The sequence below is a fragment of the Cupriavidus sp. 10L43_2 genome, assembly GCF_056395265.1.
The window spans coordinates 247688-274133 of sequence record NZ_JBFTJE010000003.1; the positions used below are offsets into that span (position 1 = coordinate 247688).

Annotated in this window: 27 protein-coding genes, 1 tRNA gene and 1 riboswitch; of the genes, 16 read left to right on the forward strand and 12 right to left on the reverse strand. The window is 65.9% G+C overall.

The window, feature by feature from the left end:
* Positions 1 to 35 precede the first annotated feature (35 nt).
* From AC1DEL_RS05900 to ybgC, 11 genes are all read right to left on the reverse strand, one after another.
* On the reverse strand, positions 36 to 944 hold the full coding sequence (locus tag AC1DEL_RS05900) for a hypothetical protein (RefSeq protein WP_092290500.1): 909 nt from the start codon (positions 942 to 944) through the stop codon (positions 36 to 38).
* Between the two features lie 173 nt (positions 945 to 1117).
* Positions 1118 to 1193: transfer RNA gene (locus AC1DEL_RS05905), tRNA-Lys, on the reverse strand.
* Between the two features lie 50 nt (positions 1194 to 1243).
* Positions 1244 to 2359, reverse strand: a complete 1116-nt coding sequence (locus AC1DEL_RS05910) for a YeeE/YedE family protein (RefSeq protein ID WP_441590614.1) — start codon at positions 2357 to 2359, stop codon at positions 1244 to 1246.
* Positions 2360 to 2410: 51 nt separating this feature from the next.
* Positions 2411 to 3094 (reverse strand): 7-cyano-7-deazaguanine synthase QueC, encoded by a 684-nt coding sequence (queC, locus tag AC1DEL_RS05915; protein WP_441590616.1) that lies wholly within the window; start codon positions 3092 to 3094, stop codon positions 2411 to 2413.
* Positions 3095 to 3297: 203 nt separating this feature from the next.
* Positions 3298 to 4053, reverse strand: a complete 756-nt coding sequence (gene ybgF / locus AC1DEL_RS05920) for a tol-pal system protein YbgF (RefSeq protein WP_441644008.1) — start codon at positions 4051 to 4053, stop codon at positions 3298 to 3300.
* Positions 4054 to 4070: 17 nt separating this feature from the next.
* Positions 4071 to 4580: a peptidoglycan-associated lipoprotein Pal gene (gene pal / locus AC1DEL_RS05925; RefSeq protein WP_177219835.1), complete on the reverse strand. Its 510-nt coding sequence runs from the start codon at positions 4578 to 4580 to the stop codon at positions 4071 to 4073.
* Between the two features lie 28 nt (positions 4581 to 4608).
* A complete protein-coding gene (gene tolB / locus AC1DEL_RS05930) occupies positions 4609 to 5976 on the reverse strand; it encodes a Tol-Pal system beta propeller repeat protein TolB (protein ID WP_092290508.1) in 1368 nt (455 codons plus the stop codon).
* A gap of 205 nt (positions 5977 to 6181) precedes the next feature.
* Positions 6182 to 7240 (reverse strand): cell envelope integrity protein TolA, encoded by a 1059-nt coding sequence (tolA, locus tag AC1DEL_RS05935; RefSeq protein ID WP_477104850.1) that lies wholly within the window; start codon positions 7238 to 7240, stop codon positions 6182 to 6184.
* Positions 7241 to 7255: 15 nt separating this feature from the next.
* On the reverse strand, positions 7256 to 7693 hold the full coding sequence (tolR, locus tag AC1DEL_RS05940; protein WP_092290512.1) for a protein TolR: 438 nt from the start codon (positions 7691 to 7693) through the stop codon (positions 7256 to 7258).
* 33 nt (positions 7694 to 7726) lie between these two features.
* On the reverse strand, positions 7727 to 8410 hold the full coding sequence (gene tolQ, locus AC1DEL_RS05945) for a protein TolQ (protein ID WP_177219836.1): 684 nt from the start codon (positions 8408 to 8410) through the stop codon (positions 7727 to 7729).
* Complete coding sequence (ybgC, locus tag AC1DEL_RS05950) at positions 8407 to 8811, reverse strand: tol-pal system-associated acyl-CoA thioesterase (protein ID WP_092290881.1); 405 nt, start codon at positions 8809 to 8811, stop codon at positions 8407 to 8409. The genes tolQ and ybgC overlap by 4 nt, the downstream gene beginning before the upstream one ends.
* Positions 8812 to 9021: 210 nt before the next feature.
* Positions 9022 to 9122: riboswitch (ZMP/ZTP riboswitch) on the forward strand.
* 182 nt (positions 9123 to 9304) lie between these two features.
* Between ybgC and glyA the strand changes: the two genes are divergently transcribed.
* The 16 genes from glyA to AC1DEL_RS06030 all read left to right on the forward strand — a co-directional run bounded on the left by glyA (position 9305) and on the right by AC1DEL_RS06030 (position 25174).
* Positions 9305 to 10552 carry a serine hydroxymethyltransferase gene (gene glyA, locus AC1DEL_RS05955; RefSeq protein WP_092290514.1) on the forward strand — a complete coding sequence of 416 codons (1248 nt, stop codon included), beginning with the start codon at positions 9305 to 9307 and terminating at the stop codon, positions 10550 to 10552.
* A gap of 135 nt (positions 10553 to 10687) precedes the next feature.
* Complete coding sequence (gene nrdR / locus AC1DEL_RS05960; RefSeq protein WP_092290516.1) at positions 10688 to 11155, forward strand: transcriptional regulator NrdR; 468 nt, start codon at positions 10688 to 10690, stop codon at positions 11153 to 11155.
* Between the two features lie 177 nt (positions 11156 to 11332).
* Complete coding sequence (pilV, locus tag AC1DEL_RS05965) at positions 11333 to 11965, forward strand: type IV pilus modification protein PilV (RefSeq protein WP_441645837.1); 633 nt, start codon at positions 11333 to 11335, stop codon at positions 11963 to 11965.
* Positions 11965 to 12906, forward strand: a complete 942-nt coding sequence (locus AC1DEL_RS05970; protein ID WP_477112832.1) for a PilW family protein — start codon at positions 11965 to 11967, stop codon at positions 12904 to 12906. Before pilV ends, AC1DEL_RS05970 begins: the two co-directional genes overlap by 1 nt.
* A complete protein-coding gene (locus AC1DEL_RS05975) occupies positions 12897 to 13535 on the forward strand; it encodes a pilus assembly PilX family protein (RefSeq protein WP_441645835.1) in 639 nt (212 codons plus the stop codon). Before AC1DEL_RS05970 ends, AC1DEL_RS05975 begins: the two co-directional genes overlap by 10 nt.
* Positions 13536 to 13581: 46 nt before the next feature.
* On the forward strand, positions 13582 to 17472 hold the full coding sequence (locus AC1DEL_RS05980; RefSeq protein ID WP_477109813.1) for a pilus assembly protein: 3891 nt from the start codon (positions 13582 to 13584) through the stop codon (positions 17470 to 17472).
* Between the two features lie 14 nt (positions 17473 to 17486).
* Positions 17487 to 17924, forward strand: coding sequence for a type IV pilin protein (locus AC1DEL_RS05985; protein ID WP_441645833.1), 438 nt, complete (start codon positions 17487 to 17489; stop codon positions 17922 to 17924).
* A 5-nt stretch (positions 17925 to 17929) separates the two neighbouring features.
* Positions 17930 to 18478 carry a GspH/FimT family pseudopilin gene (locus tag AC1DEL_RS05990; protein ID WP_441645832.1) on the forward strand — a complete coding sequence of 183 codons (549 nt, stop codon included), beginning with the start codon at positions 17930 to 17932 and terminating at the stop codon, positions 18476 to 18478.
* Positions 18479 to 18603: 125 nt separating this feature from the next.
* The gene (locus AC1DEL_RS05995; protein WP_092290527.1) at positions 18604 to 19008 is read left to right on the forward strand and encodes a type II secretion system protein; all 405 of its coding nucleotides are present in this window, start codon (positions 18604 to 18606) and stop codon (positions 19006 to 19008) included.
* A complete protein-coding gene (locus tag AC1DEL_RS06000) occupies positions 19005 to 19937 on the forward strand; it encodes a PilW family protein (RefSeq protein WP_143093846.1) in 933 nt (310 codons plus the stop codon). The genes AC1DEL_RS05995 and AC1DEL_RS06000 overlap by 4 nt, the downstream gene beginning before the upstream one ends.
* Positions 19931 to 20503, forward strand: a complete 573-nt coding sequence (locus tag AC1DEL_RS06005) for a pilus assembly protein (RefSeq protein ID WP_441645200.1) — start codon at positions 19931 to 19933, stop codon at positions 20501 to 20503. Before AC1DEL_RS06000 ends, AC1DEL_RS06005 begins: the two co-directional genes overlap by 7 nt.
* A gap of 29 nt (positions 20504 to 20532) precedes the next feature.
* Positions 20533 to 22323, forward strand: coding sequence for a pilus assembly protein (locus AC1DEL_RS06010; RefSeq protein WP_255370675.1), 1791 nt, complete (start codon positions 20533 to 20535; stop codon positions 22321 to 22323).
* Complete coding sequence (locus AC1DEL_RS06015) at positions 22320 to 22796, forward strand: type IV pilin protein (RefSeq protein WP_441645198.1); 477 nt, start codon at positions 22320 to 22322, stop codon at positions 22794 to 22796. The genes AC1DEL_RS06010 and AC1DEL_RS06015 overlap by 4 nt, the downstream gene beginning before the upstream one ends.
* 1 nt (position 22797) lies before the next feature.
* Positions 22798 to 23337 (forward strand): GspH/FimT family pseudopilin, encoded by a 540-nt coding sequence (locus tag AC1DEL_RS06020; protein WP_477109811.1) that lies wholly within the window; start codon positions 22798 to 22800, stop codon positions 23335 to 23337.
* Positions 23338 to 23377: 40 nt separating this feature from the next.
* Positions 23378 to 24499 carry a bifunctional diaminohydroxyphosphoribosylaminopyrimidine deaminase/5-amino-6-(5-phosphoribosylamino)uracil reductase RibD gene (gene ribD, locus AC1DEL_RS06025; RefSeq protein WP_092290535.1) on the forward strand — a complete coding sequence of 374 codons (1122 nt, stop codon included), beginning with the start codon at positions 23378 to 23380 and terminating at the stop codon, positions 24497 to 24499.
* A gap of 42 nt (positions 24500 to 24541) precedes the next feature.
* Complete coding sequence (locus AC1DEL_RS06030; protein WP_211943228.1) at positions 24542 to 25174, forward strand: riboflavin synthase; 633 nt, start codon at positions 24542 to 24544, stop codon at positions 25172 to 25174.
* On the opposite strand, the gene AC1DEL_RS06035 is transcribed toward AC1DEL_RS06030, so the two are convergent.
* Positions 25163 to 26203 carry a CaiB/BaiF CoA transferase family protein gene (locus tag AC1DEL_RS06035; RefSeq protein ID WP_441590635.1) on the reverse strand — a complete coding sequence of 347 codons (1041 nt, stop codon included), beginning with the start codon at positions 26201 to 26203 and terminating at the stop codon, positions 25163 to 25165. The genes AC1DEL_RS06030 and AC1DEL_RS06035 overlap by 12 nt on opposite strands.
* Between the last annotated feature and the right edge of the window lie 243 nt (positions 26204 to 26446).

Genomic DNA, 26446 nt, shown 5'->3' on the forward strand with positions numbered 1-26446 from the left:
GGGGCTGTCTCTAACTCAGACTGGTTAATTGGACCCTAGCGGCTGACGAACACCGCCAGCAGCAGGATCGCGTTCAGTACCAGCAGCATGCCGAGCACAATCGCCACGCGGGACATGGCCGGATGATGTCGGGCCACACCGGCCGTGCCCGCGGCTTCCGGCTGGCCCTCCGCCTGCGGCGCCCGTCCGCGGCGCTTCAGGACCCAGTCCAGTCCGACGCTTGCCACCAGCAGCAGCCCTAGCCACAGCAGCCAGGCCCAGGCCATCGCATGCCGGGTGGAGAAGGTGGCGAAAGCGGCGCCGATCTCCTCCTTGGGCAGCGGCGGCCGGGTGTCGTGCACCGATGAAAGCAGCGACGACTGCGGGAGGGCGTCAGGCGCGGTCGCCATCGTCATCGCCAGCACGGGCTCGGCGTCGGGCAACATGGGGGGCGATGCGGCGGCGGAGGGTGCGGCAGGAACGAGGGTCGCCGGCGGAAGCTCCGGGCGGGCCGGGATGGCGAATTCCTGCGCGGGCCGCGCCTGCAGCGGCCTGGCCGGCGGCTGCGCGGGCGGCCGCCCGGCGGACAGCCGGTCGCTGCGGTGGCGCCACCACTCGGCGAACACGGCGTCGAGGCACGGCACGGAAGTACAGGCATCGCGCTTGCGGCGCCACGCCTGCAAGTCGCCCATGCGCAGCGTGCCCGCGCGCAGCTGGCGGCGCTGGTCGTCGTCGATGCGCACGTAGCCCATGTGGAGCATCGCGTATTCGCAGATCATGCGCTGGGCCACGGGGCGGCGGTCCGGCGGGCTGCCGCAGCGCTGGCCGGGCGATACTAGATCGTCGCAGCGCACCGAGGCGGACTGCGGCGCCAGCTGGCAGGCGAAGTCAGACGCCTGCGCGCCGCCCATCGCGACCAGCCCCCACGCCAGCAGCGTGGCCAGGCGAGCCAGAAGCCTGTTCATCGTGTCGTCTCATCGCCATCGAAATGAGGGGTTCGCGCGCTGGCAGAGGCGCGCGGGATGAACCATGGATTGTGGACGCGCGGCGCAGGAGTTCTGTGCGGTGGCGAACGCCGACGGCGGAAAGTCAAAACAAAAAGGGCCTGTGACTTGCGCCACAGGCCCTTCTGCAATGCTGGTGGGTCGTGCGTGACTCGAACACGCGACCAACGGATTAAAAGTCCGCTGCTCTACCGACTGAGCTAACGACCCGCAAAAATCGAATCCGCGATTATAGAGAGCTACCTGTCAGGCGTCAACCCTCAGGCCATGCGCTCCAGTCGCCATATCTGGTACTTGAAGGCCAGCCATGCGCCGACCACGATGCCCGCGAGCGCGATGAACGAGCCCACGGCCAGCGTCGAGACGCCCGAGAGCCCCTGCCCGATCGTGCAGCCCAGCGCAGTCACCCCGCCCGCGCCCATCAGCATGCCGCCCACCATGTGGTTGGCCACGTCCTCGGCATTGCCGAAGCCTTCCCAGCGGAACGTGCGCGTGGCCAGCGCGTACACCGCCGCGCCGGCAATCACGCCAATCACACTGACGATGCCGATGGTCAGCACCTTGCTCTTGTCGCTGAACATCATCAGCCAGTCCAGCGTGTAGGCGTACGGCGCCACGAAGCTCAGACTTTCCATCCGGCCGCTATTCGTGCTGACGAACAGTTCCTCGAGCGTGCTCGGGTCTTCCGACACATAGCCAAGATGGCCGGACACGTACCACATGCCGACGATGATCAGCCCCACGCCAAGGCCGCCGAGCACGTTGTCGAAGCTACGGAACCCGCGTCCCGCCAACGCCCACAGCACCAGCACCGCGCCGATCACGCCGCCCAGCACCAGTTGCAGCGTGCCGCGCGCGATGCCACTGCCCTGCGCCACCAGCGACGGCAGGTCCTGCGTGACGGGCAGCGCCACGGCCACCGTGTCGACCGTGTTCACGCGAACCACGCCAAACAGCCCGCGCAGCGTCATATAGGCGGAGAGCCCCAGGAACACAAACACCACCAGCGACTTCAGGTTGCCCGCGCCGATGCGCACCAGCGTCTTGCTGCCGCAGCCGGAGGCCAGCACCATGCCGAAGCCGAACATCAGCCCGCCCACCGCCGCTGACAGCCAGGCCAGCTTCGCGGAGGTGTAGATCGTCTTGGTCGGATCGATCAGGCCGGCCCAGGCCAGCGCGCCGGTGCCGATCATCGCCACGCCGATGGCCATGACCCACATGCGCATGCGGCTCCAGTCGCCGATGTTCACGATGTCCGAGATGGCGCCCATCGTGCAGAAATGCGTGCGCTGGAGAATGGCGCCGAACAGGAAAGTCAGGGCGAACGTGCTCCACAGCACGGTGTGGGAGAGCGCGGGGATGTCGATGTCAGGCATGGTGGACCGGGGGTGACTCGTATTTTTATGATGTGCTGGCGCGGGGATCGATCAGGCAGCGGCCTGGTAGCGCGTGGGGTCGGGCACGCCCGCCGTCTCGAAGCCGGCGCGACGGATGCGGCAGGAGTCGCACACGCCACAGGCGCGGCCTGCGTCGTCGGCCTTGTAGCAGGAGACGGTCAGGCCGTAGTCCACGCCCAGCTTCACGCCCGCGCGGATGATCTCGGCCTTGGTCATGTCGATGATGGGCGCGTGCACGTGGAAGCGGTCGCCCTCCACGCCAGCCTTGGTGGCCAGGTTGGCGAGCGCCTCGTAGGCGGACACATACTCGGGACGGCAGTCAGGATAGCCGGAGTAGTCCACGGCGTTAGCACCGAAGAACAGGTCGCGGCCGCCGATCGCCTCGGCCCAGCCCAGGGCCAGCGACAGCATGATGGTGTTGCGGGCCGGCACATAGGTAATCGGAATGCCGCCCGTGGCGCCGTCGGTCGGCACGTCGAGGGTATCGTCGGTCAGCGCGGAGCCGCCGAAGCGGCGCAGGTCGAGCTCGATGATCTCGTGACGCTTGGCGCCCAGCGCCGCCGCCACCAGCTTGGCGGCCTCCAGCTCGGACGAATGGCGCTGGCCGTAGCGCATGGACAGCGCGTAGGTTTCAAACCCGGCGGCGTTGGCCATGGCGAGGACGGTGGCGGAGTCGAGTCCGCCGGAAAGCAGGACGATGGCGCGTTTGGTCATGATCGGGGGCGCGGACGGCGCGGAATGGGGGTCGCTGACTGCGAAAGCGCGTATTTTAGCGCGCCGGCGGGCCGCCCCCAATCAGGCTGGACTGATGGCGCCCATCGCCCGGCTTCCTTCCATGGTCGCAAAGCCCCAAAAGAAAAAGCCCGCCAGAATTTCCAGCGGGCTTCCTCCTGCAACGGTACTGCGAGGCAGACCGGTTACTTCAGGGTCTTCAGCCGGTTGCTCGCGGCCTGGGCCCCTTCCGTGCCCGGATACTTGGCCACCACCGTCTCCAGCGTCTTCTTCGCCGCGGCCTTCTGGCCGGACTCAAGCTGGTTGTTGGCGATGGCGATCATGGCGTCCGGCACCTTCGGATGTGAAGGGTTGGCCGACACCATGCTCTGCAGGACCGTCGTCGAGCCCTTGTAGTCACGCTGCGCGTAGAGCGAATTGCCGAGCCAGAACTGCGCCAGCGGCAGGTAGGGGCTTTGCGGATACTTCTTGGCAAACGCCGAGAACGCATTGCCCGCACCCTTGAAATCGCCCGACTGGAACTGCTTCAGCGCCGCGTCGTACTCGGGCTTCTCGGTCGGTTGGGCCATGCCCTCCCGGCCGTCCACGGTCACCTGTTGCGGCTCGAACTTCTTGAGCCGCGCGTCCAGGTCAGCGTAGTAGTCCTTCTGCTGCTTCTGCAGCGTATCCACCGCGTTCTGGAGCACCTCGTTCTGACCGCGCAGGCGGGCCACCTCTTGCCGCAGACCTTCGAGCTGGTTCTGCATGTCGAGCTGGGCCTTGCTGCTCTGGTCGATGCGCTGTGAAGCCGTTGCCTGGAAACCGTTGAACTGGTCCCGCAACGTGATCACGGCGCGGCGCGCCTCGTCGTCGTCGAAGACGCCGGCGTGTGCGGACGTGGCTGCCAGCAAGCCGCCTGAGACGGCTGCCAGCCACAACAGGGTGGATGCGCGAGCATTCATGAAGACTTATCCGTAGATCAGTAGGCGATGTCGGCGCGACGGTTCTCGGCCCACGAGGCTTCGTCGTGACCGGTGGCCTTCGGCTTTTCCTTGCCCAGGCTCACGGCTTCCATCTGCGACTCGGGCACGCCGAGCGACGACAGCGAACGGCGCACGGCCTCGGCACGCTTCTGGCCCAGGGCGAGGTTGTACTCGCTGGTGCCGCGTTCGTCGGTGTTGCCCTGGATCAGGATCTTGCGACCCTTGTTGGCGCCCAGGTACTGCGAGTGGGCCTGCAGCAGGCTCTGGTAGTCGGACTTCACGCTGTAGCTGTCGAAGTCGAAGTACACGCTGCGCTTGGCCAGCGGGCTGTTCGGATCGTTCAGCGGGTCACGCGAGACGTCCACCGGCGCCACGGCGCGCGGGTCGGTGGTCGGCGCAGTGCCGGTACCCGACTTGGCGGTGTCATCCAGCTTCACGCCGGAGCTGCAGGCGCCCAGTGCGAGCAGGGCGGCGAGGGCGAGCGACTTGGTCATCATTTGGGACATGGCAATAACTCCTCTTTTTTCTATTGCACTATTGCATGAAAGGACCCCAGGACGGCTCGCGAACCTCGCCGGACTGGAGAGACAGCACCTGCTTCGTACGGCCATCCGTGGACACCGCCGCCAGCACCGAGCGGCCGCCCACGCGGGTGGCGTAGAGAATGTACTTGCCGTTGGCGGCGAAGCTCGGGGCTTCGTCATTGGACGTATCGGTGAGGGACGTCACGTCACCGTTGGAGAGGTCCTGCAGCTGAAGCTTGAAGCCGCCCGAACGCGAGATGAAGGCCAGGTACTTGCCGTCCGGCGAGAGGCGCGGACTGACGTTGTAGTTGCCCTTGAACGTCACGCGTTGCGCGGCGCCGCCCTCTTCGCCCGAGGCCGGCATGCGGTAGATCTGCGGCGCACCGCCGCGATCGCTCGTGAAGTAGATGCTCCGGCCGTCCGGCGAGAACTGCGGCTCGGTGTCGATGGCGCTGCTGCGCGAGATGCGGCGCAGGCCCGAACCATCGGCATTGACCAGGTACACCTGCGTGTTGCCGTCGCGCGAGAGCGCCAGCGCCAGACGCTGGCCATCCGGCGACCACGACGGCGCGCTGTTGTTGCCCTTCTGGTTCGACACCAGCGTGCGCTTGCCCGTGGCCAGGTCGTGCACGTAGACCACCGGCTTGCGCGCCTCGAAGGAGACGTAGGCCACGCGGCGCCCATCAGGCGACCATGCCGGCGAGATGATCGGCTCGGTGCTGGTCAGCGCGATCTGCGCGTTCTGGCCGTCCGAATCGGAAATCAGCAGCTGGTAGCGGTTGCCCACCTTCGACACGTACGACAGGCGCGTGGCAAACACGCCGCGCTCGCCGAGCAGCTTCTCGTAGATGTAGTCGGCGATCTTGTGCGCGGTCACGCGCAACTGGTTCTGGCCGACCGTGAAGGCCAGGCCGCCCAGGCTCTGGCCCTTGACCGTGTCGTACAGGCGGAAACGCACCTCGTACTGGCCGTTGCCGGCGGGGGTGACGCTGCCGGCAACGAAGGCATCAGCGCCGCGCGACTTCCAGCTACCCAAATCCACCTGGGCCGATTCGGCCACGGTGGCGCCGCCCGGATCCACGTTGCGGAAGCGGCCGCTGTTGACCAGGTCACTGCGGATGATGGCGGTCAGGTTCTGCGGGGCCTGCGCCTCGCCCTGGAAGTTGGCGGTGGCCACCGGGAACTGGTTCGAGCCAACTCCGGTGATTTCCACATTCAATTGTGCGTGTGCCACGCCGGCCGACATCAGTGCGGCCGCCAGCCAGGCCATCAGCGCGTAGCGGCTTTGCTCACGCGTGGGCTGGGTGGCGGGCGACGATGTGGATTGAGCGTTGTGCCGCCTTGCGGACAGCCAGTTGGGGGCCCAAAGCTTTCGCATGCTGCTCCTCAGTCGATATCAGGATTCATCGGTACGGCGGGCACAGCAACTACAGCAGGACGGGCAACGCGCCGCTTGGCGCATGGCCCGTTCTGCGTGCAATTGCACGCTGCCGGCCGCGTCAGGCAACCGTTCATGGTAGCAATGCGACCTGACGCCATCGATGAAGGTTGCATTATGTTGCAAAACATGGCAGATGAGGCGCCTAGTCCTTCGGCTTGAACGTGATCGTGAAGCTCGAAGGCGCCTTGCCGTTCTCGTCAGTCGGCAGCGGGTCGGAGCGCTGTACCGCACGCAGCACGGCGTTGTCCCAGTCCGCGTTCCCGCTGGACTTGCTCAGGCGGGCGGACAGCAGCGAGCCGTCCGGCGCCAGCGAGACCGACACCACGGCTGCCGGATTGCCGTCCACATCGCCACCGAAGTTGATGTTCGGCTTCACCTTGCGGCGCACGCGGTCGGCGTAGCCCGGCGACGCCTTGCCGCCCGAACCCGCGCCGGAGCCCGCCGCGCTGCCCACGCCACCGCCGCTGGAGGTGGCGTTGCCGCCAGCCAGGGCCTGCAGGCGCGCCAGCTCGCTCTTGCGCTGGGCGTTGGCCGCGGCTTCGCGCTTGGCCTTCGCATCGGCATCCGCCTTCGCACGGGCCTTCTCTTCGGCATCGGCGGCCTTCGCCTTCTGCTCCGCGTCAGCGCGGGCCTTGGCGTCGGACTTGGCCTTCGCGTCGGCGGCTTCCTTGCGGTCGCGCTCGGCTTGCTCCTTGCGATCCAGCTCGGCCTTCTTCTTCGCGTCTTCCTTGCGCTGCGCCTCTTCGCGCTGCTGTTGCTGGCGCAGGTCTTCCTTGCGCTGCTCTTCCTTGCGCTGGGCGTCGCGTTTTTCCTGTTCCTTGCGGGCGGCCTCGCGCTCGGCGGCCTCCTCGGCCTGCTTGCGCTTCTGGCGTTCCAGGGCGATGTCCGCGTCTTCCTCGGCCTTGCTGCGTACGGCCGGCTCTGGCTGCGGCGTCGGGCGCGGCAGCTCCACGGGGCGCGGCGGCGGGGCCTGCGTAGTGTCGGGAATTTCGTCCCACAGCTCGGCTTCGGCGCCCACCGGCGTGCTGCTCTGCCAGCGCACGCCGTAGTAGAGCACCAGCCCGAGCAGCAGGTGCATGAACAGGGCCATCACGAACGAGCGCGTGGTGCCGCGCTCCTTCACCGGCTGGTAGGGATAGGCGGCTGCCTGGGCCCGGCGCTGCGGCCGGGCTTGCGGATGACGTGACGAGAGACTGGCCACTGGATGTCGCGGTGCTTACTTGGACTTGACCATCAGGCCCACGCGCTTCACGCCGTCGGCCTTCAGTACGGACATCACGTCGAGCACCGCCTCGTACTTCACGGCACGGTCGGCGGCGATCACCACGGGCTGGTCCGGGTTCTCATTCTGGCGCTGGTGGACGAAATCCAGCAGGCCGCGCTTGTCGAGCTTGCGCTCGAAGGCGTTGCCGGCGTTGTCCTTGCCGCTCGCGGTCAGGGTGCCGTCCTCATGCACGGACACGACGATGGGCGGCGCCTTCTGCTGCGGCGTGGCCTGCGCCACGGAAGGCAGGTCGACCACGGCCGGATTCACGATGGGGGCCGCCACCATGAAGATGACGAGCAGCACGAGCATCACGTCGATGTACGGCACGACGTTGATGTCGGCGCTGGCCCGGCGGCGCGAGCCGCCGCGGCGCTGGATGGCTGCCATGGCTAGTGCTCCGAATGCGATGAATGAGGTGGATTAGCGGGTCTGGCGCTGGAGAATGTTCAGGAACTCTTCCATGAAACTCTCGAAGCGGATGGCCAGACGATCGATCTCCGTTGCATATCGGTTGTAGGCGATCACGGCCGGAATCGCCGCAAACAGACCGATAGCCGTGGCCACAAGGGCTTCGGCAATACCGGGCGCAACGGATGCAAGCGTCGCCTGCTGCACATTCGACAGGCCGCGGAAGGCGTTCATGATCCCCCACACCGTACCGAACAGGCCGATGTACGGGCTGACCGAGCCTACCGATGCCAGGAACGGCAGGTGCGACTCGAGCACATCCATCTCACGCTGGTAGGCGGCGCGCATGGCGCGGCGGGCGGCGTCGAGCAGCGCGCCGGCGTCGTTGCTGCGCTCGCGGGCCTTCAGGAACTCGCCCATGCCGGACTCGAAGATGCGTTCGAGCGCGCCGGTGTTGTGGCGGTTGTTGACGGCGCTGTTATAAAGCGCCTGGAGATCGCCACCGGCCCAGAAGTCGCGCTCGAAGATTTCCGTCTGGCTGCGCGCGGCGCGCAGCGCCAGGTGCTTGCGGAAAATATAGGTCCACGAGAAGAGGGACATCACCAGCAGCAGCGCCATGACGGCCTGTGCCAGCAGGCTGGCGTGCAGCACCAGCGAGATAATCGACAGGTCTTGCGTGACGGTCACCGGATTCATCGAGCGTTTCTTATAGTTGCGAGAACAGGAGCAGGAATCGGGGCCGGACGAAATGTGTCTTTATCGACACATCCCACCCGGATCTTGCCGCTGGCCAGCTGGAGGTCGTCGCGCCACGCTTCTTGGGCGAATTGGACCGAGGCCGGCCCCACCCGTTCAATCACGGTGCGGATTTCCAGCTGGTCGTCCAGCCGGGCGGGCGCATTGTATTCCACAGCAGTACTGCGTACCACGAAGACCACATTGGACGTATCGGCAAGGTCCTGCTGACCGATCCCGAGCGAGCGCAGCCATTCGGTCCGGGCCCGTTCAAAGAATTTCAGGTAGTTGGCGTAGAACACCACGCCGCCGGCATCCGTGTCTTCCCAGTACACGCGCAGCGGCCAGACATAGTTCGGCATGGCCGGCATTGTAACGGACCGCAACGGCCCGCCGCAGGTAAACCCGCAGGAGAAATGCAACAGCAAGTTGCGAGCCAGGCGCCGCGCGGCTTTGCGGGAAGCTGGCCCGATGCACCGCCCGCCACATCCGGCCTGCCCTGCCCCCGCGTTACCCCCTCTGGCACCGCCTTGCGGCGCGGCGCGGCCTCGCGTAAACTCTGCGGCAACCATTCCATCTTGCGCGACTGGCGAAGTCAGTGGGTACTACCACGAGGAAGCGCAAGTTATCTGGCGTGAATCACAAACGCCTGCCGCTCGCCTGGGCAGCGAATGGGAAGCAGGGTGCGCCCTGCACCGGACGACCTCTATATATAGAGGTCACCGGTGCGGGACGCCGATGCCTTCCCCGCGCGCCCTAATCGCGAAGTTCTGCGAAACCCCCGAGATGTATCCCGATTGCCTGTTCGTATCCGAAAAGTGCATCGGCATCCCTTTTTTACAGACGAGTCACGCCATGTTTGAACGCAGCCGTTTCACCATCGAGCAGATCGACCCCGAAGTCTTCGCCGCGATCCAGAAGGAAAACCAGCGCCAGGAAGACCATATCGAGCTGATCGCGTCCGAGAACTACACCTCGCCGGCCGTGATGGCCGCCCAGGGCTCGCAGCTGACCAACAAGTACGCCGAGGGCTATCCCGGCAAGCGCTACTACGGTGGCTGCGAGTACGTGGATGTGGTGGAGCAGCTGGCCATCGACCGCGTGAAGCAGCTCTTCGGCGCTGAAGCCGCCAACGTGCAGCCGAACTCGGGCTCGCAGGCCAACCAGGGCGTGTTCTTCGCCATGCTCAAGCCGGGCGACACCATCATGGGCATGAGCCTGGCCGAAGGCGGTCACCTGACCCACGGCATGGCCCTGAACATGAGCGGCAAGTGGTTCAACGTGGTCAGCTACGGCCTGAACGCCCAGGAAGACATCGACTACGACGCGCTGGAGAAGCTGGCCCACGAGAAGAAGCCGAAGATGATCATCGCCGGCGCCTCGGCCTTCGCCCTGCGCATCGACTTCGAGCGGATCGCCAAGGTGGCCAAGGATGTTGGCGCCTACTTCATGGTGGACATGGCCCACTACGCCGGCCTGATCGCCGCCGGCGTGTACCCGAACCCGGTGCCGCACGCTGACTTCGTGACCACGACCACCCACAAGAGCCTGCGCGGCCCGCGTGGTGGCGTGATCCTGATGAAGGCCGAGCACGAGAAGGCCATCAACTCGGCCATCTTCCCGGGGATCCAGGGCGGCCCGCTGATGCACGTGATCGCTGGCAAGGCCGTCGCCTTCAAGGAAGCGCTGACGCCGGAGTTCAAGGCCTACCAGCAACAGGTGGTGAAGAACGCCGCCGTGCTGGCCGAGACCCTGATCGCGCGCGGCCTGCGCATCGTGTCCGGCAAGACCGAGAGCCACGTGATGCTGGTGGACCTGCGCGCCAAGCAGATCACCGGCAAGGAAGCCGAGAAGATCCTCGGCGACGCCCATATCACGGTGAACAAGAACGCCATCCCGAACGATCCGGAAAAGCCGTTCGTGACCTCGGGCGTGCGCCTGGGCTCGCCGGCCATGACTACGCGCGGCTTCAAGGAAGACGAAGCCCGCCAGGTGGGCAACCTGATCGCCGACGTGCTGGACAACCCGCACGACGAAGCCAATATCGCCAAGGTGCGCGAGCAGGTGTCCGCCCTGACCCGCCGCTTCCCGGTCTACGGCTGATATCCGGCCCACAACCGGCATCGCGCCTATCTATATAGTGCGCGTGACGAACGGCGCTGCCCCGGCAGCGCCGTTTTACCTTTTGCACACCGCGAGCGATAATGCGGCCCGGCATATATCTTCAGGTGGTCCGGCATGAAATGCCCCTTCTGCGGTCATTCCAACACCCAGGTGCTTGACAGTCGCGTCTCCGAGGACGGCGACACGGTGCGCCGCCGCCGGCGTTGCGAAGCCTGCGACCGCCGCTTCACCACCTACGAGCGCATCGAGCTCTTCTTCCCCGCCATCGTCAAGAAAAACGGCTCCCGCGTGGACTACACGCGCGGCAAGCTCAAGGACTCCATGCGGCTGGCCCTGCGCAAGCGGCCGGTGTCCGCCGAGGCCATCGACCAGGCCATTACCCGGATCGAAGAAAAACTGCTGGCGCTGGGCGAGAAAGAGATCGCCAGCAGCCAGGTGGGCGAACTGGTTATGCGCGAATTGCGCAAACTCGACAAAATTGCCTATATCCGCTTTGCTTCCGTTTATCGCAGTTTTGAAGATGTGTCGGAATTTCGCGACGTACTCGACGAATTTTCCCCGCCTACCCCACGAAAGGGGTAGCTACTTCGTAAAAAAAGCTGTCTAATCTGCACTGACCTCCTTCGGGTAAGGAGGCCGGATGGCGAGCGCGTGCACGGCGTAAACGGGGCCCAACAGAGGCTCCGGCGCAGCAAAACTCCAACGCGCCGCCCGTAGAAAAGCAAAAGAACAGTTCGATTTTTTGGACGGGAGTCACAAATGGGTCAGTCACGCCGCCGGGGGGCGGCCGGCTTCACCATGCTCGAAGCATTGGTAGCGATCGTCGTTCTGGCGTTCGGCGTGCTCGGCGTGGCCAATCTGCTCATCAAGTCTTTCCGCTTCGCGCAACAGTCGTCCTACGACGTTGTTGCGCTTCAGCTCGCCAATGACATGGCGGACCGCATGCGGGCGAGCGTCGATGAGGCCAACAAAAACAACTACCTTTTCGACACGAAGACCGGCACGCCGAATATCGCGGACAGCGGCAACCTGTTCCGCACGGCCTGCACTGGCGCATCAGCCGCATGCGCGCCCCTCACCGCGAATTTCGACAAGGCTGACTGGGCGCGCCGCGTCCAGACCAGCCTGCCAAACGGCCGCGCGGTCATCTGCCGCGACTCGACCACGTTCCAGCTCAACACCGGTTACCAGTGGGGCTGCACCCAGACCGCCGGTGGCAATGGCTCTCCAAGCGATACGCCGATCGTCATCAAGGTAGGCTGGACCTCCCGTTTCACCGATCGCGCCGGCGCTGATCTCGCTACAGGCACCACCATGGCCGACTCCGCCGCAGCGAATGGCGATGCGACGCCCATGGTCGTCGTGGTCGTCAACCCCGGAGTCAACAACTGATGCCCCGCCACTCTGACTCCCGCCGCCTGCGGCAGCCGGCCGCGGGCTATACCCTCATCGAACTGATGGTGACGCTGGTCATCAGCATGCTGGTGTTGATTGCCGGCCTGTCGTTCTACCTGATGAGCCGCAACAGCTACGCCACGATCGACGACAACGCGAACCTGGAAGAGCGTGGGCAATTCGCAATCTCGGTAATGTCCCGTGTGCTGCGGCAAGCGTCTTATGTGCCGCCAGGCCCCTCGGGCGGCGCGATGGTGATTACGGACCAGATGATCTTCGGACGCGAATCGTGCTCCACGCCGGGGGACGGCGAAGATCTGGTTTGCAACGGAGGCGCGTCAGTCAATGGCAGCGACATGTTCATGGTGCGCTACTACGGGTCCGGGGTTCCCGGAAACCCCCGCACGCCCGACGAATCGATTGTCGATTGCTCAGGCCAGGGCGTGGCGGGCTACACCGAGGGCGATGTAACGCTCGCGGCCAGCCAGCGCGGCTTGTCCGTTTTCTTCGTCGCTAACAACGCAGCAGGCAAACCTACCCTGATGTGCAAGTACCGCCAGCGGACTGCGGGAGAAGAGTCGCTGACCACGTACGTCACGCAGGAACTGGTGACCGGCGTCGAGAACATGCAGTTGCTGTATGGGATCTCCACGAATTCCGACGATGTGCCGGACAAGTACGTGAGAGCCGACGAAATGACGACACTCGAATGGCTCCACATCGCGACCATCAAGCTGTCGATCGTCGTACGCGCTGACAACGCGAGCGCAGACGCCGGGGGAAACGGAGCCATCCAGATGTTCGGGTCGCTCTACAACGGCGCAGACGGCACCTTCACACCCACGCAGGACACCCAGGCGGCACGCCGCCTGTTCACCACCACCCTCCAGGTCCGCAACTACAACCACTGTGTTCCGGGAGACACGTCATGCCTCTGACCTCCAGGATGACCCCCGCATGCCGCTCGCGAAACGAGCGAGGCGTTGCCCTGATCACCGCCGTGATCATGCTGCTGGTGATCACGCTGCTGGCCATTTCGGGCGCGCGCATCGCACTCGACTCGAAGAAGACATCACGGAACCAGCGTGATTTTGAGATCGCGTTCCAGGCAGCGGAAGCCGCGCTGCGCGACGCGGAACTCGATATCAGCAATGCAACCGGCCCGGCCAAACGCACGCAGATCTTCTCATCGAAGAAGCGCGACGGCTTTGATGTGCCGGGCGGTTGCAACACGGGCACCGCCCCAAGCGGGCCTTACCTGGGATTGTGCGACACATACAACAGCAATCCGCCGATCTGGAACACCGTCGACTGGCTGGCCACCGTCGGCCAGAGGACTGTGGAGTATGGAACGTTCACCGGCAGGTCATTCCCCACTGGCTCAGGCCTGACCCCCGGCCGCAAGCCGCGCTATCTGATTGAGATCATGACGGTCAGAGATAACAATCAAAGCGCGAGCAATCCGGACGATGTGAAATTCATGTACCAGATTACGGCCGTCGGCTTCGGCCCCAATGACACCACACGCGCAGTAGTCCAGTCGCTCTACTACAAGGGCGAGGACTAACCCCATTTCCCCGACGGATCAAACCAACGAACCGGGACCGAATTCCATGAACCTCTTCCGCCGCCTGCTGCCGCTGTGCACCATGCTCTGGAGCGTTGCGCTCTGCGCCGCGCCGACCACCGTGCCGACGGTTTCGATCTCGACCACGCCGCTCTACGGCCAGTCGCAGAACATCCATCCGAACCTGATGCTGACTTTGTCGGTGGAATTCCCCACCACCGGCGCCGCATACCGGGGCACCTACAACAAGGCTACCGGCTACCTCGGCTACTTCAACAACACGAAGTGCTACGCCTATAACGCCACGTCTGGCTACTTCACGATCTCCGGAAACGCTACCACCGACACCCACGAGTGCTCCGGCGATTTCAGCGGCAACTTCATGAACTGGGCGGCCTCGTCCGCCATTGACGAGCTGCGCCTCGCCATGACCGGCGGCGACCGCGTGGTCGACACGCGCACGCAAACTGTCCTGCAACGCGCCCTGCTGCAAGCCGACTTCTTCAAGAGCTCGTCTTACTTCCCGCTCAAGAGCATCAACGGCAGCGGCACGAACAGCGCGCCGAGCAAGGTGACGCCGTTCAAGTACACCACGTTGTACATGGCGTCCTGCGGCAACCATATTTACTTCTCGGACGCGGACGACTCCTCCGCCTCGTGTACCAGTTTGCGCAAGTACGCCGACGTGACCAACAGCCGCGGCACGGTGACGGAACGGCGCGGCTTCCGCGTTCAGGTGCAGGTCTGCGACAGCAGCGAAGCTACCAGCCGTACGGACCTCTGCTACAGCTACGACGGCACCAACTACAAGCCCGTGGGCGAGATGCAGCGCAATGCCGACCGCGTGCGGTTCGCGGCCTTCGGCTACCTGAACGATGCCACCAACGATACAAGCAAGACCCAGAACGAGCGTTACGGCGGTGTACTGCGGGCGCCGATGAAGTATGTGGGCGACAACGCAGTAAATACCTCGCTGAATACGATCACGAACCCGGCCAAGGAATGGGATGCGTACGGGGTGCTGCTGAACAACCCGCTCAACCTGACCACCAACGCCAATAGCGGCGTGATCAATTACCTGAACAAGTTCGGCCGCACAATGGTGACCGACCTCGGCGGACCCACCGACAATCCGGTAGGCAGATACAAGACGTACGATCCACTGAGCGAGCTTTACTACGAGAGCATTCGCTACCTGCAGTTCCACCCCGATGGCCCGACTCCCGAAGCCGTGAACAATCTCACCACGGCCTACACGGACAATTTTCCCGTGTACACAAGTTGGGACACCGACCCCCTGCTGAACAGTTGTCAGCGCAACTACGTGCTGACGATTGGCGATATCAACACCCACCAGGATCACTACATTCCCGGCAATACCATCGCCAACCAGGGCGACCCGGCCCGTGCGAAGGATTCCTGGAGCAAATTCGACGTGGTGGATTGGACCAACAAGGTCGGCGCGCTCGAGACGAACACACCCGCCGCCGGGAACTCGAATCCGCTCGGCTCGTCATTCCTGAGCCTCGGCACCAAGAACCACCCCACGTCCTCTAAGTCGTCGTACTACCTTGCCGGCATTGCCTACTGGGCGCATACCTCGGCATTCCGGCCAACCATGCCCGAGGCTCGCGTCACCACCTTCGGTATCGACGTGAACGAAAACGGCAACGGCACGGTCGGCGACAGCCAGCGGCAAAGCCAGATCTTCCTCGCAGCCAAGTACGGCGGCTTCAAGGAAGAGACCAACGATGGCGGCAACAAGGACGGCAACCCGTTCAAGACGCTGGGTTCCGGCGGCGCCGTGGTGACCAACAACACGGAGTGGGAGGCGGCCCCTATTGGCTCCAACATCCCGTCCAACTGGTTCCTCGCCAGCCAGCCGGCGCAGATGATCAGCGCGATCAAGCAAATCTTCACGCAGATCACGACCGCAGCCGGCACGCTCTCCGGCGTGGCACTGAGCAACACCCGGATCATCCAGAACGAATTTGTCTACACGCCGGGCTTTGATCAGCAATGGAACGGTAAGCTCAGCGCCTACCCGCTACTCAAAAATAGCGACGGTTCCGTCTCGATCTCGTCCACGGCAGCCTGGGAGGCCGGTTCGCGCCTCGCGGCCCGGACCTATTCGACGCGTTCCATCTTCACCTTGAGCGGCGCCACAGGGACGGGCGCCGCATTCAGCTGGGCCAACCTCGGCAAGGCACAGCAGGATGCACTGAACATCAACCCGGGCACGAGCAGCAGCGACGGGCTGGGCCAGCAACGCGTGGAGTACCTGCGGGGAGATCGCAGCAACGAAGCCGACAGCCAGGGCAATGGCGGGCTGTTCCGGGCACGCAAGACGGTGTTCGGTGACATCATCAACTCCGGCCCGACGTTCGTCGGTCTGCCCTCCACCACCCGCAGCGGCGCCGGCTACGCCGCATTCGCCACGAACTACGCAACCCGGACGCCGATGGTCTATGTCGGCGCCAACGACGGCATGCTGCACGGCTTCAATGCCAATACTGGCGACGAAGTATTCGCCTACGTCCCGGCGGCAGTCGTCAGCAAGCTCAACCAGCTGACCGGCGCCACCTACTCGCATCGCGCCTATGTCGATGCCACGCCAGTCACTTCGGAAGTCCAGATCGGCAGCAACTGGAAAACGGTGCTGGTGGGCGGCATGGGCGGCGGCGCGCAGGGGGTGTACGCCCTGGATGTAACCGACCCGACCGGTAGCCGAGGCAGCGTTTTCGGTGCATCGAATGTCATGTGGGAGTTCACGGACAAGGACGACGCCGACATGGGCAACGTCATGGGCCGCCCGGTGATCGCCAAGATGCTTGTCGGCAAGGACACCAACAATGTGCCCGTGTACAAGTGGTTCGCCATTGTCGGGAACGGCCTGAACAGCAATCAGGCCGATGGCTACGCCAACGACCGGGCGCCGGGCGCGCTGTTCCTCCTCTCGCTGGACAAGTCGCCCAGCGAAGCGTGGTCGCTGAACAACAATTATTGGAAGATCGTCACCCCGTCGCCTTCGGCCACGCCGCCCTATGTCACCGCAAACGGCCTGAGCACGCCAGCCGTGACCACTTCCACAAGCGGAATCGGCCTGGCCATCTATGCGGGCGACCTGCAGGGCAATCTGTGGAAGTTCAACGTCTCCGGCCTGCCCTCCACGTGGAACGCCGGCAGCGACGGCGCACTGCCGCCGTACGGCGGCACGCCGGGCAAGCCGCTGTTCGTGGCAACCGACCGCAACGGCAATCGCCAGCCAATCACGATGCAGCCAGAGGTGGTGTACGCCCCGGGTGGCTTCATGGTCCTGTTTGGCACCGGCAAGTACTACGAACTGGCCGATACGAGTACCACCCCGACGCAGACCAACTCCTTCTACGGCATTTATGACGGCGGTGGCACCGACTATGTGAGCGGCGGCCGGAGCCAGTTAAGCCAGTTGTCCTCGGCCTATACCTCGGGGGGGCAGTCCATCTCCATTACTGGCACGGCTGCATATCCGGGCTACACGGGCGGGCGCAAACCTGGCTGGGTGCTCGATTTCCTCGATAGCACCGAGCGGCAGGTCACATCCGCCGCCGTCGCAAGCGGCATGATCTTCTTCAACTCGATCTACACGGCCACCGGTACATGCGGCACCGCCGGCGGTAGCCGGAGCTATGCCCTGAACCCACTGACCGGCCTGCCTACCAATGGCATCTCGGGCATGTTGTCCTCCGTCGGCCTGCTTGGCGCGCCGTCGATCATCGTCATCAATGTGTCGAAGACTGACCGTACCGGCGCTGGAGGTGGGGTGCAATCCACGACGACGCAGGTACTGGGCTTCGGCTCCGCGGGCACGCTGACCACAACCAGCACCAACGCGACCGACAAGCGCGTTATGCGCAAGGGATGGAAGGAAATCCGCAATTTCACGATAACGAACTGACATCCAGGACAGCCATGACATATAGACTCCGCAAGTGGCCGCGCGGCTTCACGCTAGCCGAGGTGATGGTCACCGTGGCCATCATCGGCATCCTCAGTGCATTCGCCTACCCCTCCTATCAGGAATTCATCCTGAAAGGTCGGCGCACCGAGGCCAAGGCGGCACTGATGGAGAACATGCAGTTGTTCGAGCGGCACTTTTCGCAAGTCAACACCTACTATGCAGCGGGTACGACGACGCCTTGGACCGGCTACAAGGCGTACTCCGGCGACAATGCGACCAGCGGCAACTACACGATCGCCGCGTTCGATTGCAACAGCGGCCAGTGCGTGGAGTTGCGTGCGACACCCAAGCGGGCCGATGCCACCTGCGGCGTTCTGACGATCAAGAGCACAGGCGTCAAGAACAACATGCTGAACGGCCAAGAAGTCAACACTCCCAATTGCTGGTGATCCCCATGCGCGTCGACAAACGAGCCGTCCAGCCACAACAAGGCTTCACGCTTATAGAACTGATCACGACGATGGCCGTCGGCGTGATTCTGGTGGGCTTTGCGGTGCCTAGCATGACCACGTTCATGCGCAATCATCGCGTGTTGACCGTGGCAGACAGCTTCAACACGGCGGTTTCGAAGGCACGATCCATCGCGGCCACGACCAATAGCTATGTGACCGTGGCACCGATCGGGAACGACTGGAAGAATGGGTGGCAAGTTTTCTCCGAAGGTCTCACCCCCAATGGCACCTACGAAGAGGGGACCGAGAATCTCATTGCGCAATACGACAAGCCACCGTCCGATGTCGTGGTGACGACCTCTACCTTTCCCACAGGGCTTGCTTCGATCTCCTTTTCTCCGGTCGGGTATTCGCAGACGACGACAAAAAGCCAAATGTCGATGAGCGCCGGCTTCCAGATCGGTGATGCAAAGCGTGTCGTCGAAGTCAGCCTTCTGGGACGCGCGCGCGTATGCGATCCCAACCGCGAAACGAGCTGCGTGCTGCCCTGATCCTGCAAGGGAACCGTCCGAGTCGGCCTCGGACACAAACTTCCAAAAAACCTCCACATCCGGACACGTTTTAGGGCCTCGCCCGAGGCTATCGTGGACATCCGTTCTGTTCGAACCGATGCGCCATGTCCCTTGCTCCACCCTCCCCTTCCGGCCGCCGCCCTCAGCGGCGCTCCAGCGGCTACATCCTCCTCGAATCGCTGATCTGCCTTGCCGTCATCGGCATCGGCGCCATGCCGCTGGCCGTGCTCGGCCCCTTGTGGCTCCGGCTGGCGGGTGAGCAGGAGAGTCTGGCGCAGACCACGCAGTGGGCGTCGGAGTTCGCCGAAACGGCCGGTGCCGGTTCGATGGTGCCGCCCGGCGGGCGCCACGCGCAGCTGTGTGGCGCGCTCGGCGTCGGGGCCGGCGCTCGGCCGCTCTGCGCGCCCGGTGCGCGCATTGTGCTGGCCGGGCCGGTCCGCATTACGGCGGACGCCTCGCCCGGCATGACGGCACCTCCCGCCCACGTGGCGTTATGGGTAGCGCCATGACGCGTCGCCCTCGCCAGCGTGGGTTCACGCTCACCGGGATGATGGTGGGGATGGTGCTCGGGCTGCTGGCATCCGTACTGGCCATCACCACGTTCCAAGTCGTCCGGCAGGCATACGCCAACGTCGCGGACAGCGTGATGATGGCGGAGCGCGGCCATCGGGCGCTGGGCATCGTCGCTCAACTGGTGCGTCAGGCGGGCTGGATTCCCGGTCGGGCCTCGCTCACCCCAGGGCATCCGGCGCCAACCGCGCCGCTCGAGGGCCACGACGACTGCGGCCAGCCCGCCGTCGATCTATCTGCCCCGTGCGGCACCCGGGGCCGGCATCAGAGCGATGCCCTGCGCCTGCGCTTCTCCGGCAGCAGCAGCGGCGATGCGACCACGCGGCCCGACGGCACCATGACCGACTGTGGCGGGCATGCGCTGGCGGCAACCGCCCAACCGGTCGATGGCGTGCCCACCTCGCATCACGCCGCGATGAACCTGCTGTACATCGGCCTCGGCAGTGATGGCGTGCCGCAGTTGCTGTGCCGCTATCCGCGCCGGCAGGGGCGCCAGATGCAAGCCGTCACTTACACCTCGGGGACGCTCGTCCGTGGCGTGGAGGCCATGCAGCTGCGCTATGGCGTCGACCGGGACGGCGACGGGGAGGCGGACACCTATCTCCGCGCCCGCGACATCCGGGCGCAGGGCGATGCCGGCTGGCATCGCGTGCGCACGGTGCAGATCGCCCTGGTGATCCGGGGCGACCGCGCTACCGGGCAGACGACCCGGCCAGAGCCGCTGACCCTGCTGCCCGCGCTGACCCATGGCGACGCCGACGAGGACTTGTCGTTCCCCCCTGCGACCCGGCATGCGGTCCGCCGGCGCGTCTTCACCACCACCTTCCGCCTGCGCAACCCTTCGCCCTGCCTGGAGACCCTATGCTGACCCGCCGCACGCAGGATGGCATCGCCGTTCTCGCTTTCGTCACGACGATGCTGGTGCTCACGGCCAGCGTCTGCGCCGCAGCGATGCACTTCCTCCACGCCGGCCGTCAACTGGCAGGGCTGCAACTGGACCGCGAGATCGCGTTCCGCGCGGCGGAGGCGGCCTTGCTCGATGCGGAGGCGGATCTGCTTGCGGCTGCCGCGTCGCCGCATGCTCGGCTGGCGTCGTGGCCGGACCCGGGCCATTGCGGCGTGGAGGCCCAGCGCGCCATCTGTCGAACGGGCACCGGCCAGCCGGCCTGGTGGCCATGGATCGAGGGCAGCCCACCCGAGAGCGTCCCGGCGCTATCGATTGGTGCGTTCACCGGGGCGCGCCTGCCCGATCTGCCCGAAGGCGTGGCCGGGGCGACGCATCCGCCCCGCTACCTCATCGAAGTCCTCGACCACCACCAGACCCTCCAGACACTGGCCGGCACGGCGCAGTGGCCGCGCTTCCGCATTACCGCGCTCGGTCTTGCCCGCGATCCGTCCGTGCGCGTGCTGCTCCAGACGGAGTTCCAGCCATGATCCGCCTTGTCATGGGGTGCATCGGGATCGTGCTAGGGCTTAGCGGCTGCCCCGGCGCCGTTGCCAGCGAGGCCGGCCGTTTGCCGATGGGCTACCGTGTGGCGCCTGCCGGCTACCCCTGGACCGGGCGCCTCCATGCCATCGGCTTCCGCACCACCGCCGATGCCAACCGGCGTGGGGTACTGCACCTCTGGGAAGCGGGAGAAAGGCTCGACCAGCGCGACACGGACACGCGTCGCCTCTATCTGGGCGGGACGCGGCTGACGCCCTTGCGGTGGCCCGCCATCGATGCGGAGGCCAAGCAACATCTCAACATCGATCCCACAACCGGCCAGCCCGACACCCACGGCGCGGACCGGCTCTCGTGGCTTCGTGGCAACCGCCCCAACCCGCTCATGCGCCCACGCGACACCCGGCTTGCCAGCGCCGCCGGCGCGCGCGTGCACGTGGTGGCGCCACCGGCGTGGCAGCCCATGCAACCGGGCCACACCGCCTTCCGCAACGCACATGCACTGCGGCCAACCACCGTCTGGCTGGGCACGCGCGATGGCATCCTGCACAGCTTCGACGCGATGACGGGCCGGGAACGCGCCGGCTACCTACCGCGCGCCGCACTGGCCGAAGCCGCCGCCCTAACCGCCGTGGGCACGCGGGTGCCGGCCCCGCCGTGCCCAAGGCCCCATAGCGTGGATGCTGACCCAAACGGCCGCTGGCGCACCCTTCTCCTTTGCGCCACACCCGCTACGGCGCGCACGCCCGGCACCGCATTCGTCCTCGACGTATCCACTCCGGACGCCGACACACCCATCCAACTGATCTGGGAAGTGACGGGAAGCGACGCCTTGCCGCTGACCGGCAGTGGCCCGCTACGCGCCGCCATGCTCAGGGTCGACAACGAGCGGCGCTGGTTCGCCGTCGGCATCCTCGCGCCGGGCACGCCGGCGGGTGCACGGGCGGCCTTGGCGCTGCTTCCGCTGGACCGGCCGGCAGGCGCCTGGGCGACCACCGGCCGTGTTCCGCGACTGCCGCTACCTGAACAAGGCTGCGACAGCAAGACGGCCACCACGCAACTCCTCGCCGTCACGGTGCGGAGCGATGCCAGTGGCGCCGCCCGCGCCGCCTACGCCATCGACGATGTAGGCCGCCTCTGGCGGTTCCCCCTCGACGCCCTTGGCGCCGATACGCCACCCGCAACATGCCTGCATCGCCAGACCGCCAGCAGACGTGGCAGTGTCGAACCACCCGTGATCACGTACACCGGTGCTACCCCGCTTATTGTCTACGGCACCGGCAACGCCGTGTCCGCCATTCCGGACCACACCGAAAAGCCAGCCAACCCACGCCAGATCCGCGCAATCCCGAGCGGTAACGGCGTGGTGCTGCGTGCCGTCCCCTCGTCGGACCCCCCCGGCACGACAGGATGGACGCTCGCGCTACCCCATCCGGGCGAACAGATCGAGACACTGGACGCCGCCAGCCCTGCCCATCTCTCCTTCACCACGCTGGCACCCGATGGCCGTGCACGGAGCTACCTGATCGACGCCGCTACCGGGGAGTCGGTCACCGTCCTGCAGGCCGATGGCAAACCCGGCGCCGCCATCACAGGGTTGCCGTTCGATCCGGCCTTCGGTGGTCCGTTCGTCAGCCTCTCCCCGGTCATCGAAGGTGCCACTCCGGCGCCCGGCATCTCCCGGCGCGATGTCCATTCCCTTGCCCTGTGGCAGGTCGATGGCGACGGCGCCTACCTGCAACAACACGCCTACCTGACACGCCGGCGCGGTCGGCTGGGCTGGCGCGAACTGATCCGGACACCGCTATGAGCATCGCCATGACGCACCGACCCTGCCTGCCGCGCACCCAAAGCAGCGGCTTCAGCCTCGTCGAGTTGATGATCACCCTGATGATCGTCGTGATCCTCGCCGCCATGGCGCTACCGGCATGGCGGCAGCATTTCCACCGGGCGTGGCGCATGCAGGCACGTGCCGAAGCGGTCACCGCGATGCTGGCGCTCGAGCGGCATGCCCTCAGCGCGTCGACGTTTGCGAGCGCCCTAGACGCAACCGCCCCGGCCGGCCATTGGCCCCGCCCCGTGCCCGCGCCGCCCGCCCCGGTCCGGCACTGGCTGACGGCCACCAGTTGCGCCGGACTTGACCTGTCCCGCTGCGTCGAAGTCCGCGCCACGCCCACTTTTGTCGATACGCGCTGCGGCACTCTCGTGCTGCGGAGCACGGGCGAGTGGCTTTCCCTGCTCACCGCGGCGAATCCGCCCGCTCGAACCCCCGAAGGATGCTGAAATGCAACAGGCTGCAATCAAGCACGTCCGCCGGCGCAGCGGCATGACGCTGACCGAACTCCTGGTCTCGCTGGCCGTGGCCGCCATCCTCGCGGCCATCGCCTTGCCCACCCTGCGCCACATGCTGGCCGAGCACACCGTGACCTACGCCGCAGACCGGCTGGCGGCATCGCTGGCCATGGCACGCACCACGGCGGCCAACCGGCGCGTCGAAATCCGGCTCGGGCCCTTGCCGGGCGCCACCACGCTCGATGGCGGATGGCAGCTCGCACCGGTGGCACCCCAGGCGACCACCGGGCCGCCCATCGCCGTGACGGCGCTGGATGCCGCCTGCCTGCGCGTGACCCTGCGCGGCACCGATGGCGCCAAGGGACCGCCTGCGCTCCGCTTGACACCTGTGGGATACTCTCGATCGGAACGCGGCGGTTTCTACGCGGCCACGTTCCATGTGCGATGCCGCGGTGCGCAGCGGCAGGTCAGGCTCGGCGCCCAGGGGCGCATCCGGATCTGCGGCGCCGGCCCCGATGCCGACTGCGACTGATCGCCCTGCTTTCTCACCTAACGGCACAGACTGCCTCGCCATGTTTTCCGACTCCGACCATACCGCCATGGAACTGGCCCTCGCGCTCGCCGCGCGGGGCATGTTCACCACCACGCCCAACCCGCGCGTTGGCTGCGTGCTGATGAAGCATGGCGAGATCATCGGGCAGGGCTATACCCAGCCGGCCGGTCAGGACCATGCCGAGATCCAGGCGATGAAGGACGCCCTCTCGCGCGGCCACGATCCCGCCGGCTCCACCGCCTATGTCACGCTGGAGCCGTGCAGCCACTTCGGCCGCACGCCGCCGTGCGCAGAGGCGCTGGTGCGTGCGGGCATCGCCCGCGTGGTGGCCGCCATGGAAGACCCCAACCCGGCGGTGTCCGGGCGCGGCCTGCAACGGCTGCGCGATGCCGGTATCGACGTACGCTGCGGCCTGCTGGAAAAAGAAGCGCGCGACCTCAACATCGGCTTCGTCTCGCGCATGACGCGCGGCCTGCCGTGGGTGCGCGTGAAAGTGGCCGCTTCCCTCGATGGCGGCACCGCGCTGCATGACGGCACCAGCCAGTGGATCACCGGCAAACCCGCGCGCGACGATGGCCATGCCTGGCGCGCCCGGGCCTGCGCCATCCTCACCGGCATCGGCACCGTGCGGGACGACAATCCCGCGCTGACCGTGCGAGCCATTCCCACGCCGCGCCAGCCGCAGCGCGTGCTGGTGGACTCCCGGCTGGAGGTGTCGCTCGATGCGCAGATCCTGAACCGCGACACCGGGGATTTCGCCAAGCCCGTGCTGGTCTTCTGCGCCGTGGAAGACGCCGCGCGGCAGCGTGCACTGGAGGCACGCGGCGCCGAGGTAGTGGTCCTGCCCAATCCGCACGGCAAGGTCGAACTTCGCCGCATGCTGCAGGAACTGGGCAAGCGCGGCATCAACGAATTGCATGTGGAAGCCGGCTTCAAGCTCAACGGATCCCTGATCCGCGAGGGCTGCGCCGACGAGCTGCTGATCTACCTTGCGCCCCGGCTGCTGGGCGATGCGCAGGGCATGTTCAACCTGCCGCCGCTGGCCAGGCTCGAAGACGCCGTCGACTTCCATTGGCACGAGGTGCGCCAGATCGGCGACGACCTCCGGCTGATTGCCCGCCGTGGCGACAGCAAGCACTGACATCCCCCTGAACAGACAGACCCTACGTATTCCGAGGCAAGCATGTTTACTGGCATTGTGGCGGCCGTTGGCCGCATCGACACCGTCTCCCCGCTGGGCAACGCCGACGCTGGCGTGCGCCTGCGCATCGCCGCCGGCGAGCTGGACCTGACCGATGTGATCATCGGCGACAGCATCGCCATTCAGGGCGCCTGCATGACCGTCGTGGCTCTGCAGCACGGCCAGTTCGACGTAGACGTTTCCCGAGAATCGCTCGACAAGACCGTGGGCCTCGACAAGCCGGGCCGCGTCAATCTCGAGAAGGCGCTGCGGCTGGCAGACCGGCTGGGCGGTCATCTCGTGTCCGGTCACGTCGATGGGCTTGGCGACGTCGTGCGCTTTGCCCCGGTTGGCGAATCGCACGAACTGCGCATCCGCGCCCCGCGCGAGCTGGGCCGCTACCTGGCCTACAAGGGCTCGGTTGTGGTCAACGGCGTCTCGCTGACCGTGAACAGCGTCAGCGATGTGGCCGAAGGCTGCGAGTTCTCGATCAACCTGATCCCGCACACCGTGGAAGTGACCACGCTGAACGAACTCAAGGCTGGCGCGCGCGTCAACCTCGAGATCGACCTGATCGCGCGGTACGTGGAGCGGATGCTGTCGGCTTCGCAGGGCGAGTCCGTCTCACTGCTCTGAAGGCAACGCGTCCGAGAACCTCGGCGCTCCGGCCACGTCGAGCGTGCCGTCCGGGCGCTCGATGAAAATGCCGCGCGCCACGTTGTGCGGATGCCTGGCCGCTTCCGCCACGCTCAGCACGGGCGCGTAGCAGACATCGGTGCCGCCGAGCAGCGCATCCCAGTGGGCACGCGGCTGGCTGCGGAACAAGTCGGCGAATCGCGATTTCAGCGCCGGCCACGTCGTGTGGTCGTACTGCGCAGCGGGATCCACATCGGTCATGCCGAGTTTGGCGAGCAGCAGCGCGTAGAACTGCGGTTCCAGCGCGCCGATGGTGATATGCCCACCGTCCGCGCAGGCATAAACATCGTAAAACGGCGATTGATGGAAGGGGCTTGGCGTGGGGCCGTCGATCTGGCCGTTGTTGCGCACCCATAGCGCGATACCGCCGAGCATGGCCACCATGTCGACGATGGCGCCGTCCACCACGCGCCCCCGGCCGCTGGCGCGCGCATCGACCAGCGCGCAGGCGATGCCGAAGGCGAGGCCCAGCGCCCCGCCGGCGTCGCCCACCACGGTCGGCGGGATGGCGGGCGTCTCGCCGGGCCGCGCGGACAGCGACAGCATGCCCGTGAGCGCCACGTAGTTGAGATCATGTCCGGCCGATTGGGCCAGCGGCCCGGCCTGCCCCCAACCGGTCATGCGGCCATAGACCAGACGCGGGTTGCGCGCGGCGCAGTCGGCGGGGCCGAGTCCCAGCCGCTCCATCACGCCGGGGCGGTTGCCCTCGATCAAGGCATCGGCGCCGGCCACCAGCGCGAGCGCTTCCGCCAGCCCCGCCGGGTTCTTCAGGTCGAGCGGCACGATGGTCTTGCCCCGCCGCAGCGGACTCTCCTTATCGCCACCAAGTTGCGCCGCCACGGCCACTTTCTGCTGGCGCGCGATGACGATGACCTCCGCCCCCATGTCGGCCAGCATCCGGCCCGCCAGCGGACCGGGGCCAATCCCCTCGAACTCAACGACACGAATTCCCATCAGCGGCAAGGTCATGCGGCAGGCTCCCGATACGTATCCAGTGAGTGACATGATAAGCGGGCAGCCGCGTCCGTAACTGTCGTCCGTCACACCGCGGCATATAAGTGCCTGATGCGCCATATTAGAGCCGGCCTAGGGCGGGACCGAACCCGGCCGCTTGGCGTACAATAGCGGGCTTGATTTCGCCGGCTTTGTTGCACCTGCCTCCGGCCCTGCCCGCCTACTGCCACCCGCTGTATTCCCTGACGTTGCCCCAGC

Excerpts from the sequence above, each read along its gene's own strand:
- AC1DEL_RS05900 (WP_092290500.1), bottom strand. The coding sequence starts at position 944 with ATGAACAGGCTTCTGGCTCGCCTGGCCACGCTGCTGGCGTGGGGGCTG.
- AC1DEL_RS05910 (WP_441590614.1), bottom strand. The coding sequence starts at position 2,359 with ATGCCTGACATCGACATCCCCGCGCTCTCCCACACCGTGCTGTGGAGC.
- queC (WP_441590616.1), bottom strand. The coding sequence starts at position 3,094 with ATGACCAAACGCGCCATCGTCCTGCTTTCCGGCGGACTCGACTCCGCC.
- ybgF (WP_441644008.1), bottom strand. The coding sequence starts at position 4,053 with ATGAATGCTCGCGCATCCACCCTGTTGTGGCTGGCAGCCGTCTCAGGC.
- pal (WP_177219835.1), bottom strand. The coding sequence starts at position 4,580 with ATGTCCCAAATGATGACCAAGTCGCTCGCCCTCGCCGCCCTGCTCGCA.
- tolB (WP_092290508.1), bottom strand. The coding sequence starts at position 5,976 with ATGCGAAAGCTTTGGGCCCCCAACTGGCTGTCCGCAAGGCGGCACAAC.
- tolR (WP_092290512.1), bottom strand. The coding sequence starts at position 7,693 with ATGGCAGCCATCCAGCGCCGCGGCGGCTCGCGCCGCCGGGCCAGCGCC.
- tolQ (WP_177219836.1), bottom strand. The coding sequence starts at position 8,410 with ATGAATCCGGTGACCGTCACGCAAGACCTGTCGATTATCTCGCTGGTG.
- ybgC (WP_092290881.1), bottom strand. The coding sequence starts at position 8,811 with ATGCCGAACTATGTCTGGCCGCTGCGCGTGTACTGGGAAGACACGGAT.
- glyA (WP_092290514.1), top strand. The coding sequence starts at position 9,305 with ATGTTTGAACGCAGCCGTTTCACCATCGAGCAGATCGACCCCGAAGTC.
- nrdR (WP_092290516.1), top strand. The coding sequence starts at position 10,688 with ATGAAATGCCCCTTCTGCGGTCATTCCAACACCCAGGTGCTTGACAGT.
- pilV (WP_441645837.1), top strand. The coding sequence starts at position 11,333 with ATGGGTCAGTCACGCCGCCGGGGGGCGGCCGGCTTCACCATGCTCGAA.
- AC1DEL_RS05970 (WP_477112832.1), top strand. The coding sequence starts at position 11,965 with ATGCCCCGCCACTCTGACTCCCGCCGCCTGCGGCAGCCGGCCGCGGGC.
- AC1DEL_RS05975 (WP_441645835.1), top strand. The coding sequence starts at position 12,897 with ATGCCTCTGACCTCCAGGATGACCCCCGCATGCCGCTCGCGAAACGAG.
- AC1DEL_RS05980 (WP_477109813.1), top strand. The coding sequence starts at position 13,582 with ATGAACCTCTTCCGCCGCCTGCTGCCGCTGTGCACCATGCTCTGGAGC.
- AC1DEL_RS05985 (WP_441645833.1), top strand. The coding sequence starts at position 17,487 with ATGACATATAGACTCCGCAAGTGGCCGCGCGGCTTCACGCTAGCCGAG.
- AC1DEL_RS05990 (WP_441645832.1), top strand. The coding sequence starts at position 17,930 with ATGCGCGTCGACAAACGAGCCGTCCAGCCACAACAAGGCTTCACGCTT.
- AC1DEL_RS05995 (WP_092290527.1), top strand. The coding sequence starts at position 18,604 with ATGTCCCTTGCTCCACCCTCCCCTTCCGGCCGCCGCCCTCAGCGGCGC.
- AC1DEL_RS06000 (WP_143093846.1), top strand. The coding sequence starts at position 19,005 with ATGACGCGTCGCCCTCGCCAGCGTGGGTTCACGCTCACCGGGATGATG.
- AC1DEL_RS06005 (WP_441645200.1), top strand. The coding sequence starts at position 19,931 with ATGCTGACCCGCCGCACGCAGGATGGCATCGCCGTTCTCGCTTTCGTC.
- AC1DEL_RS06015 (WP_441645198.1), top strand. The coding sequence starts at position 22,320 with ATGAGCATCGCCATGACGCACCGACCCTGCCTGCCGCGCACCCAAAGC.
- AC1DEL_RS06020 (WP_477109811.1), top strand. The coding sequence starts at position 22,798 with ATGCAACAGGCTGCAATCAAGCACGTCCGCCGGCGCAGCGGCATGACG.
- ribD (WP_092290535.1), top strand. The coding sequence starts at position 23,378 with ATGTTTTCCGACTCCGACCATACCGCCATGGAACTGGCCCTCGCGCTC.
- AC1DEL_RS06030 (WP_211943228.1), top strand. The coding sequence starts at position 24,542 with ATGTTTACTGGCATTGTGGCGGCCGTTGGCCGCATCGACACCGTCTCC.
- AC1DEL_RS06035 (WP_441590635.1), bottom strand. The coding sequence starts at position 26,203 with ATGACCTTGCCGCTGATGGGAATTCGTGTCGTTGAGTTCGAGGGGATT.